The following is a 10,550-nucleotide window of genomic DNA, read 5'->3' as shown; positions in this document are numbered from 1 at the left end:
GGACCTTCATGGTGCTGTGGTGGATGCACCAGAGCGCCAAGCTCAATGTCTTTTTCGGGGTGCGCAACATCAACGAGGAGTACCTGCCGGAACATCTCGCCTTTCTGGCGCGCTTCTTTTCCAAGAAGTCGATGAATCCGTTCTTTCCCGTGTCCGTGTCGATCTCGACCCTGATCACGGGTTTGCTGGTGCAACGCGCGTTCGCCGCCGACGCCACCGCCTTCGAGGCGACCGGCTATACCTTTCTTGCGACACTGATGGCATTGGCCGTGCTGGAACATTGGTTGCTCGTGATGCCACTTCCCCAGGGGGCGATCTGGGGCGCGGGCCTGGCCTCGCGCGCCAAGACGATCCAGCCCTTCGAGGTAGACATCGCCGCCGGCTTCCTCGGGGCCGGCAAGACCACCTTCCTGCGGCGTCTGCTCGGGGCCGCCGATCCGGCCGTACGGACCGTCGCCCTGGTCAACGATTTCAGTGAATTGGGTATCGATGCCTCGCTGCTGCGCGGGCGCGGCGCCGAGGTTGTCGAACTGCCGAATGGCTGCATCTGCTGCTCGCTCAAGAGTGACTTGTCGAGCCAACTCAAGAACATCATGGCGCTCTGGTCACCGCAGCGGGTGCTGATCGAACCCAGCGGGGTGGCCGATATCGCGTCACTGCTGCGGGTCCTGTATCAACCCAATTTGCGTACGCTGGTCAAGCAATTGCGGGTCTATACCGTGATCGACGCGAGTGCCTTCCTGCGTGATTTTGCGCGCCTGCCCGAGTACTTCGAGACCCAGGCCAGGCTGTCGCCGGCCTTCATCGTCAACAAAGTCGACCTGGTATCGGCGGCCGAGCTCCAGACGGTACAGGACACCTTGCGCGCGCTCAATCCGGCGGCGCCGATCGTGTCCGCCACCCATGGCGACCTGCCCCGAGACGTGCTTGATGGGTTATTCTCGCGCCCGGCCGCCCAGAGCGCCCAGCCCGGCGAGGCGCCGCATCAGGACGAACACCACCACGAACACGGCCATGAGCATGGTGACGACCTTGGGCACGCCCACGACCCGGTTCAGCTTCACGAACCCTGGCATGACCACGACCACGAGGGTCCAGACCCGGCGCATGACCATGAGATCGCGTTGGGACTCACCTCCTGGAGCATGCGCCTGGAGCGGCCCTGCGATATGCAACGTCTTCGCGACGTGCTCGAACGGGCGGCCAACGGCGCCTATGGCGAGGTCGATCGGCTCAAGGGTATCGCGCGCACCGGTGATGGCTGGATCCACTTCGACGTCGCGGGCGGGCGTGCCGCCATCGCGGCCTTTGCGCCGCATGGCGAGGAGCTACCCCGGATCACCGCCATCGGCCGCTCCATCCACGAAGAACACCTCACGGCAGCGATTGAGGGCACGTTGGTGGCCGCCGCCGCGAATCTTGACGGACCAGTCGCCGCGCTGAACATGGCCACGGCCTCAGCCCCTTGAGCGGCCTTTCGAGCACACACCCTGTGAAGGACGACAGACTTGGTAATCATGACCTATTGCGCGGTGATCGCCGCCGTATCCCTGCTCGGCGGCTATATCCCGCTGGCCTCCCGGATCAATCACCGGAGTATGCAATTCTATTTGAGCTTCTCCGCCGGGGCCATGTTGGGTGCGGCCTTTTTCCACATGCTGCCCGAGAGTGCCGAGCTGGCGGGCCGCCAATTCGGCCTGTGGGCGGCCTGTGGCGTCATCGGCCTGTACATCATCGAGCGCTTCATCAGCCCCCACAGTCATGACGCGAATGGGTACCCACATCACGACCATGCCGACACCCATCATGCGGATCATGAGCCCACCCATGATGAAAAGCGTTCCGCCGCCCCGCACATCGCCGGCTGGTCGGCGGTGGCGGGCCTCAGCATCCACACCTTCCTCGGCGGCGTAGCCCTGGGCAGCGCGGTCCTGGGTTCGGCTGCCGCGCCGGGCGTCGGACTGGCCGTCTTTCTCGCCACCGTCTTTCACAAGCCGGCTGACGCCTTCACGATCTCCACGCTGCTGATCAAGGGCGGCACAACACGGCGCCGCGCACTGCTGGTCCAGGCCTTTTTCGCCTGCCTGATCCCCTTGGGCGTCATTTTCTTTTACCTGGGCAAGTCACTGCTGGCCACGCCCCTGGAGTCGGTCTTCACCGGCTCGGTGATCGCCTTCAGCGCCGGCACCTTCCTGTGCATCGCCCTGTCCGACCTGCTGCCCGAGGTCCAGTTCCATTCGCACGATCGGGTGGGGCTGTTCCTGGCGGTCGTCGGTGGCGCGGCGATGATGTATGGCACCTCGCTGTTTGAGCCCTGAGGCGAGCGCTTAGAAGCACCCGAACCGGCCAGCCGACTCTAGGTGTTACGTCGGGCAATACGTATGATCTCTTGTGCGATCTCCTCGGGCGACAGAATGAAGTCGATACAACCGCTGGCGATCGCGCTCCCGGGCATATCCGGCTGCTTGGCGGTGGCAAGTTTCTGCGCAATGGTAATGCCCCCCACGTCTTTGATACCGCACAGGGCCGCTGCCCCATCGCCATCGTAGCCGGAGACAATCACAGCGACCAGTTTGCCGCTCCAGTGCTCGGTGAGTGAACGCAGAAACACCGTAATCACGTCCGGCCAGCCTCGGGGCTTTGAGATGGGTTCCAGACGGAAGGCCCCGTCAAGGACGTGTAAGTCACGCTGCTCCGGGATGATGAATACCCGGTTATGCCGGATCAATAGGTGATCCGTGATCAGTTCGACGGGCATTGCCGTGTAATGCGGGAGGATCTCGTGGAGCAGGGTGGCGACCGTCCTCAGGTGATTGACGATGACGATCGCCACCCCCATATCGCACGGCAGGTGCTGGAGCAACCGGATATAGGCGTCGAGGCCACCGGCAGAACCGCCCACACAAACGACCGGAAAATCTCTTGTTTCAGTCTCAGTTTCCATTGTTGTTCAAGCGCCTCTGTTGATTTCGATACGGGTATGCATTGAGCAAACTGGCCAGGCAAGAGCAAAGACAAACCACACCAAAGGCAGAGACCATGAACTCAGAAGCACTCTATGTCGATCTTGCCGAAAACGAGGTCATCACCATCGCGCTATTGGCCGACAAGAGCCTCCCCGTCGACGCGTTCGCTAACAAATACAAGGACTTGATTCAGGAACACTATAAGGCACGCGGCCTGGACCGCGACGATCGCGTCGCCTATGACGAGGCCGCAGCGTTACATGCGTATCTCATGGGGACCTGAGCAATTCAACCCGTGCTCGTGACACCGTTCCGGCGGTGTCACGCATGTGTCAGGAGCTCTGCGCCGGGAGCGCCGGTGGCCGAAACGACGATCAAGGCCGGTGAGCGAGCACCCGGCATCCGCGCCAGGCATGAAATCAGCTATTTAATTTTACCTTCGTCGTTTGGCTTAAGAGCCGATCCTTTTTCAGTAGCCGAACCGGCTGCGCCAACTGATACCAACGATAAAAGCCCCTCTTCGCCACCTCGACCACCGCCAGATAGGCCACGGCCATGCCGCCCAGAATGGCATAGAACTGCGCGGGCGGCGCCACGAAGCCGAAATAGGTCCCGAGCGGTGTGAACGGCAGGACCGCGCCGATGAGCATCACTGACAAGGAGGTCGCCACCAGCACCGGATGGGCGCGGCTCTTGAACGGATTGCCGCGGGTGCGGATGATGAAGATCACCAGGACCTGGGTGGAGAGCGATTCCACAAACCAGCCGGTTTGAAACAGGGCCGCGTCCGCCTGCAGGACCACGAGCAGGATATAGAAGGTGAGGAAGTCGAATGCCGAACTGATCGGCCCGATCACCAGCATGAAATTGCGGATGAATTTCATGTCCAGGACGCGCGGCTGGGACAGCTCTTGCGGATCGACCTTATCCAGTGGGATCGGCACCTCGGAGAGGTCATAGAGGATATTGTTGAGCAGGATCTGGGTCGGCAACATCGGCAGGAAGGGCAGGAAGAGCGCCGCGCCGGCCATGCTGAACATGTTACCGAAGTTGGAGCTGGTTCCCATCATGATGTACTTCATGATATTGCCGAAGGTGCGGCGGCCTTCGAGCACACCGTCATACAGTACGTGCAGGTCCTGATCGAGCAGGATCATGTCGGCCGCCTCCTTAGCGACATCGACGGCCGAATCCACCGAGAGCCCCACATCCGCCGAGTGTAGCGACGGCGCATCATTGATCCCATCGCCCAGATAGCCGACCACATGGCCGCGGGCCTTGAGCGCGAGGATAACGCGATTCTTCTGCGCGGGATTGACCCGGCAAAAGAGATTCGCCCGCTCCACCCGGCTGCGCAACGCCCAATCGTCCAGCTGGTCGATCTCTTTGCCGGTGACCACCCCGACGACCGTAATCTTCAGTTGGGCGCAGACATGTTGGGTCACCAATTCGCTGTCGCCGGTCACGATCTTGACCGTCACGCCACTCTCCTGGAGCGCGGCAAGCGCGGCACCGGCGCTCGCCTTGGGCGGATCGAGGAACCCGGCAAGTCCGGCGAACACCAGCTCTGTTTCATCTCCGATCACCGCATCCGAATGATCCTGCGGTACTTGACGCCAGGCGATCCCTAAGACCCGGAAGCCCTCCTGTTCGAGCGCGACGTGTTGAGCGTGTATCCGTTCCCGCGCGGCCCGATCGAGCGGGATCTGCGCGTCATTGCCCGACTCTTCATAATGGGTGCAAAGCGCGATGATTTCCTCGGACGCGCCCTTGACCACCAGCAGACGACCATTACCCTTATCCAGCAGGACGGAGACGCGCCGCCGTTCGAAGTCGAATGGGACCTCGTCGATCTTGGTCCAGGCGGCAACGTCGATATTCTGGTGGGCCAGAATGGCCTCATCGAGCGGGCTCTTGAGTCCGCTCTCAAAGAAGCTGTTGAGATAGGCGAGTTCCAGTACGCGTTCGCTGGGCTGGCCTTGGGGATCGACATGTTGTTCTAACCGAATCTTCGCCTCGGTCAAGGTGCCGGTCTTGTCCGTGCAGAGTACATCCATCGACCCCAGGTTCTGGATGGCGGCCAGGCGCTTGACGATCACCCGTTTTTTCGCCATGAGTTGCGCGCCGCGCGACAACGTGACCGAGATCACCATCGGCAGCAATTCCGGCGTCAACCCGACCGCGAGTGCCACGGCAAACAGGAAGGAGTCCAGCCAGGGCTTGTGCTCGAAGGCATTCACCAGCAGCACGAAGAGCACCAGCAGCACCGTGAGGCGCATGATCAGCATGCCGAAGCGCTGGGTGCCGATCTCGAATGCCGTCGGCGGCGGCGCCCGGGTCAGGCTGTCGGCGATGGCGCCGATCGCGGTACTGGTACCCGTCTTGACCACGCGCACGCGGGCGCTACCGCTGATCACCGTGGTGCCCATGAACACCGCGTTGGCGGCGTCCTGCAGGTCGATGGCATCGGCCGCGGGCGGCCCCGGGCGCTTCTCCACCGGATAAGGCTCGCCGGTCAGCAATGCCTGTTTGACGAACAGGTCTTGCGCCTCCAAGACGAGTGCGTCGGCGGGAATCATGTCGCCCGCGGACAGCACCACGAGGTCGCCGGGGACCACGTCCGCCACCGCGACCTCCTTGGGCTCGCCGTCGCGGATGACGCGGGTCCGCACCGACACCGTTTGGCGCAGGCTCTCGGCCGCCTTGCCGGCGCGATGCTCTTGCACGAAATCCAGCGTGACACTGAACAACACCATCACCGTGATGATCACGAAGTTGGTAAGTTCGCCGGTCGAGGCGGAAATCGCACTGGCCACCAGCAGGAGGATGATCAGCGGGTTCTTGAAGCGTGAGAGAAACTGCAACCAGAGGGGCAGTTCCCGGTGATCGCGGAACAGGTTAGGCCCAAACCGCGCAAGTCGTAAACGCGCCTCACTGCTGGATAGACCAGCCACATCGGCAGCCGGTGCTGCTGGGGGTTGCGCAGAGGCATCCAGCCACCAAGGCGTGTTGTTCGTAGGGTTCGGCATCAGTTGACCTCGTCTTGGAGGTGACGGCATCCCCCGCCAAGCGAAAAGCCAAGAGGCTATCCGGAACCATCCGGCACGGTCGGTACGGTATCGCACAGTGCCGTCCCGCTGGACATTGCCCCAGGCTTTTCATACCTTACCGGCTGGACTTGACCGAGGCGACCGCTCATGGCCACATCGACTGACACCACCGGCTTGCCGCCGGATTCCGCGCGCCGCGGGGCCGACGACCGGCCCGCGCCCACGCCGGCCTTGGCTCAGGCCCCACTGGCAGCGGCGGCCACCACCTGGGTCATGCATCCGCAGGAACTGGGCGAGCGCACGGCCCAGCTGTATGCCGATCTGTGGGGCCTGCAATGGCATGGCTGGGAGCGTCTGCTGGGAATACCCGATGCCGACCCGGTCAGCCCCAACCCCGCCGATGAGCGCTTTGCCGATCCCGTCTGGTCCGCGGCGCCAGGCTGGGACCTGCTCAAGGAGTGGTATCTCACCGTTAGCCGCCATACCAAGGACCTGATCCGAGACACCCCGGACCTGTCCGAGAAGGACCGCCGCCGCGCGGTCTTCTGGTGTCGGCAGTGGCTCGACGCGGTCGCACCCACCAATTGCCTGTGGAGCAACCCGGTGGCGATCCGCAAGGCCCTCGAGACCGGCGGCGGCAGCCTGGCCGCGGGGTATCGGAACTTTCTTGCCGATCTTAAGGCCGGCAACGTACGGATGTCCGATCCCGCCGATTTCAGCGTCGGCGAGACCCTCGCCACGACCCCCGGCGCCGTCGTGTTGCGCAATCGACTCGTGGAGGTGATCCACTACGCACCGACCCGGCCCCAGGTCTACGCCGAGCCGGTTGTGATCATCACGCCCTGGATCAACAAGTTCTATGTACTCGACCTGACGCCGAAAAGGAGCCTGGTCCGCTTCCTGTTGGAGCAAGGTCTGGATGTATTCATCACCAGCTGGAAAAATCCGGGGGCCGAGCTCGGCGGGCTGCGCATGGATGACTATCTGCTGGAGGGCATCCAGGCTGCCATTGAGGTGGCGTGTCACATGAGCGGCGCGCGGCAGGTGCATGCCGTCGGCTATTGCATCGGCGGCACCGCGCTGGCCATGTACCTGGCCTGGGCCAACCGGCGCTTCACCGCCGCCGATGTACCGGTCGCCGACTGGACGCTATTCACCACGCTGGTGGATTTTGAGCAACCGGGTGACATCGAGATTTTCATTGATGAGGCGAGTGTCTCCGACTTGTGTTCGCGGATGGAGCGCACCGGCTACCTCGACGGCCGCGACATGGCCAGCGCCTTCCGCCTGCTGCGCTCCAATGGGCTAATCTGGCACTATGTCGTCCACGGCTGGCTCTATGGTGAACCCCCGCCTCCATTCGATGTGCTGTATTGGAACATGGATACGACGCGCATGCCGGCGGCGATGCATGCATGGTATCTGACCGAGCTCTATCTCTACAATCGGCTGATCCAACCCGGCGCAGTGAGCCTGGCGGGCGAGTCCCTGGATCTCAACGCCATCACGCAACCACTCTACGCGGTGGCCGCGCAGGATGACCACATCGCACCCTGGGAACAGGCCTTCCGGACCATCAACCTGGTCCCGGGTGAGAAGCGTTTCGTACTCTCCAGTGCCGGCCACATCCTCGGCATTCTCAATCCCCCGGTCGACCCGCCCAAGCGGACCTATTGGGCGGACGCGGCGCACTGTCCGGATCAGGCGGAGGCTTGGAAGGCGCGGGTGGCGCCACAGGCGGGAAGCTGGTGGGACGATTGGATGACCTGGCTCAAGCCACGCAGCGCCACCCTGGTCCCGGCGCGGCCGACATCCACCGCGGACTTTCCCGAATTGGCACCGGCACCGGGGACCTACGTCCGCGAGCCCTGAAGCTTAGGCGCTTCCCGGAAAACCTGATTCGAATCGCCGTCGGATAAGATGTAGGTGCGACTTAAGTCGCACCTACGCTTGGCGGTCAATTGATTTCTTGAAATCGCCTTATATCAGATCCAATTGCGCCTTGAGCGCGGCGGCCTGCAACGGTTTGCTGATGAATCCGTCCATCCCGGCGGCCCGACAAAGCGCCTGGTCACTGGCCATGGCGTTGGCCGTAATCGCAATGACGGTGGTCCGCGGCAACCCTTGGATCGCCTCGCGGGCACGCAATTGGCGGGTCGCCTCCAGGCCATCCATCACCGGCATCTGCATATCCATCAACACCAAGTCGAACGGCTGTGCGGCCAGTTGGTCGAGTGCCTCCTGGCCGTTGTTGGCAACGACGACCTGGTGGCCCAGGCGTTTCAACAAGCCCATCCCGACCTTCTGGTTGATCAGGTTGTCTTCCACCAACAACAGCCGCAGCACACGCACCGCCGGCCCATTGACCGCTGGGTCAGGTGCGACCGGCACCACGGGCGCCGGCCTGGCCGCGGCGGCCAGCCCCAGCACCACGGTAAAGTGGAAGGTACTGCCCTGACCCGGGGTCGACTCGAGCCAGAGCCGCCCCCCCATCAATTCGACCAGACGGCTGCTGATGCTGAGCCCCAGACCGGTACCGCCGAAACGGCGACTGATCGAGGCGTCTTCCTGGGAGAATGGATCGAAGATCAAACGCTGTTTGTCGGGCTCGATACCACAGCCGGTGTCCTCTACGGAGAATTGCAGCGTGGCCTGCCGCTGTGCTTGACTGCACCATTGCACGCCGATGTTGATCTGCCCCCGCTCGGTGAATTTGAGCGCGTTGCCGAGCAGATTCAGCAGCACCTGGCGCAACCGCCCCGGGTCGCCGATCAACTCCTCCGGGACCCGCGGGTCGAGCGTGACCGTGAGCGCCAAGCCCTTGGCTCGCAAGGCCGGTCCCAGCGTGTCACAGGCACGCTGGACCAGGTCGGGCAGGCGTAGCGGCGCCGCCTCGAGCTCCAGCTTACCGGCCTCGATCTTGGAGAAGTCCAGTATGTCATTGATGATGGCCAACAGCGCCGCTCCTGAGTACTTGATCATGCCCAAGGATTCACGCACCGGCGGGCTCAGCGGCGCATCCAGGGCCAATTCAGTCATGCCCATGATGCCATTGAGCGGGGTGCGGATCTCATGGCTCATATGGGCGAGAAAGGCACTCTTGGCCTGATTGGCCGATTCGGCCCGACGGGAGTGCTCCGCCAGTTCGCCATTGAGCCGTTGCAACTCTAACTGGGCGCCCTTGATCTCAGTAATGTCGGTCACCAGTGACACCATCCCCCGCACCCCAGCCGCTGCGCCGGCGTCCGCGCCGTCACTGGAGATATCGGGAATATAGTTGGCGAGGGCGTAGCCGGTGGACCCGTCCGCTTTGATGAGGGTCCGCTCAAATTGCTGGGCTTCACCCCGCAGCGCCCCCTGGACGTACTGGGCGTTCTGTTGGTAGAGGCACTCCCCCAGCAGCTCACGCAGGGTTCTGCCGATGATCGCCTCCGGTGCACGCCCAAACCAGTCGGCATAAGCCGCATTGGCGAATCGGCAGCGCTCGTCGCGGTCCCAATAGGCCACCATGCTCGGCAGGTGATCCGTGAGCATCCGCAAGAAGCGGTTGGCATCGGCCAGTTGCCGGGTCCGCTCATCCACCAACTCCGCCAGGTGGTCGCGATAGCGCGCAATGCCCGCCTCGCTCGCCTTCAGCGCGTCGTTCTTGCGCTGAATCACGGCGGTGCGGCCGGTCATACCCAGCATCAGCACCTGCAGCAGGGTGGCAAACATCAACCCCGCGACACCGACCGCCCAAGCCATCCGGGGTTGGTGTCGCGGCCGATGGTCCGCGGTGGCAGTCGGCGCCAGCGACTGGTCACGCTCACCCATCCCCTTGGCGATGGTCTGGCCATCGGTCTGCGACCGGCCGTCCTGCGCCTGCGCGTCCCAGCGGGCGGCACCGTAGAAAGCCAGTATCGCCAGGCCCAGGGTCGCCAGCATGGGGATCAGTATCCGGCGACGGCGGTCGCGCCAGAGCGGGTCCGAGCCGAGCAGGCACAGGGTGAGCGGCGCAAAGACCAGCACGCCCAAGGTATCGCCCACATACCAGGTCCACCAGGTGAAGGGCGCTGCCGCGGGTGCGACCAGGCCGGTGACCACGAGCCCGGCAACGCTGAGCGAGGCCGACACGACACAGGGGAGTACCCCGCCCAGCAACAGAAAGCGAAAGGCGTCCTGCTCGCCCTCCAGCACCCGCCAGGCCGGCCCCTGCCAGCGGTTCACGAGCCAGGCCCCGGCACCGGCCTGCACGGTGGCACCAGTCGCAATCGCCAGCGCGACCACCGCCGTGTTGGGGGTGCAGGTGCTGCTCAGGCACAGCGGTGCGAGATTGAGCACCAGCGCCCCGAACCAGAGGCTGGGCAAGGCGTGTCGCCCGTACCAGAGTACACCGGCCAAGGCCAGGCCGGCGGCCGGGAACACCGGGCTGGCGTAACCGGGCGGGATGATCGCCAGGGTCAGGCCGGCGGCCCCCAGCAGGACGTAGGCCAACCCGAGGAATGCCATTTTGGTCATAGCGCTGCGGTGCCCGGCGCGTCCGGTGAACCGCGCA

Annotated in this window: 7 protein-coding genes; 4 read left to right on the top strand and 3 right to left on the bottom strand. The window is 63.6% G+C overall.

Translation table 11 applies throughout. The annotated features are described in order from the left end of the window. Together QZY44_RS15510 and QZY44_RS15505 are read left to right on the top strand one after the other, a co-directional pair. Window positions 1-1,469, top strand: a 1,469-nt coding sequence (locus QZY44_RS15510) for a DUF3623 family protein (RefSeq protein WP_295447868.1), incomplete at its 5' end; no start/stop codon positions are given. 48 nt (window positions 1,470-1,517) lie between these two features. Beyond that, window positions 1,518-2,318, top strand: coding sequence for a ZIP family metal transporter (locus QZY44_RS15505; protein WP_295447866.1), 801 nt, complete (start codon window positions 1,518-1,520; stop codon window positions 2,316-2,318). 38 nt (window positions 2,319-2,356) lie between these two features. Here QZY44_RS15505 and QZY44_RS15500 read toward each other — a convergent pair whose 3' ends face one another. Then, the gene (locus tag QZY44_RS15500; protein ID WP_295447863.1) at window positions 2,357-2,944 is read right to left on the bottom strand and encodes a chemotaxis protein CheB; all 588 of its coding nucleotides are present in this window, start codon (window positions 2,942-2,944) and stop codon (window positions 2,357-2,359) included. A 95-nt stretch (window positions 2,945-3,039) separates the two neighbouring features. Between QZY44_RS15500 and QZY44_RS15495 the strand changes: the two genes are divergently transcribed. Next, window positions 3,040-3,249, top strand: a complete 210-nt coding sequence (locus QZY44_RS15495) for a hypothetical protein (protein WP_295447860.1) — start codon at window positions 3,040-3,042, stop codon at window positions 3,247-3,249. Window positions 3,250-3,385: 136 nt separating this feature from the next. Here the strand turns inward: QZY44_RS15495 and mgtA are convergent, their stop codons facing one another. Beyond that, window positions 3,386-5,995: a magnesium-translocating P-type ATPase gene (gene mgtA / locus QZY44_RS15490; protein WP_295447858.1), complete on the bottom strand. Its 2,610-nt coding sequence runs from the start codon at window positions 5,993-5,995 to the stop codon at window positions 3,386-3,388. A gap of 168 nt (window positions 5,996-6,163) precedes the next feature. On the opposite strand from mgtA, the gene QZY44_RS15485 reads away from it, so the two are divergent. Further along, window positions 6,164-7,888 (top strand): alpha/beta fold hydrolase, encoded by a 1,725-nt coding sequence (locus QZY44_RS15485; protein ID WP_295447855.1) that lies wholly within the window; start codon window positions 6,164-6,166, stop codon window positions 7,886-7,888. Window positions 7,889-7,996: 108 nt separating this feature from the next. On the opposite strand, the gene QZY44_RS15480 is transcribed toward QZY44_RS15485, so the two are convergent. Then, the gene (locus QZY44_RS15480) at window positions 7,997-10,513 is read right to left on the bottom strand and encodes an ATP-binding protein (RefSeq protein WP_295447851.1); all 2,517 of its coding nucleotides are present in this window, start codon (window positions 10,511-10,513) and stop codon (window positions 7,997-7,999) included. Window positions 10,514-10,550: the final 37 nt, after the last annotated feature.

It is taken from the genome of uncultured Thiodictyon sp. (assembly GCA_903837595.1).
Lineage (GTDB): Bacteria > Pseudomonadota > Gammaproteobacteria > Chromatiales > Chromatiaceae > Thiodictyon.
Note: the sequence above shows the minus strand (reverse complement) of the source record. Positions and strands in the feature narration are given on the sequence as shown.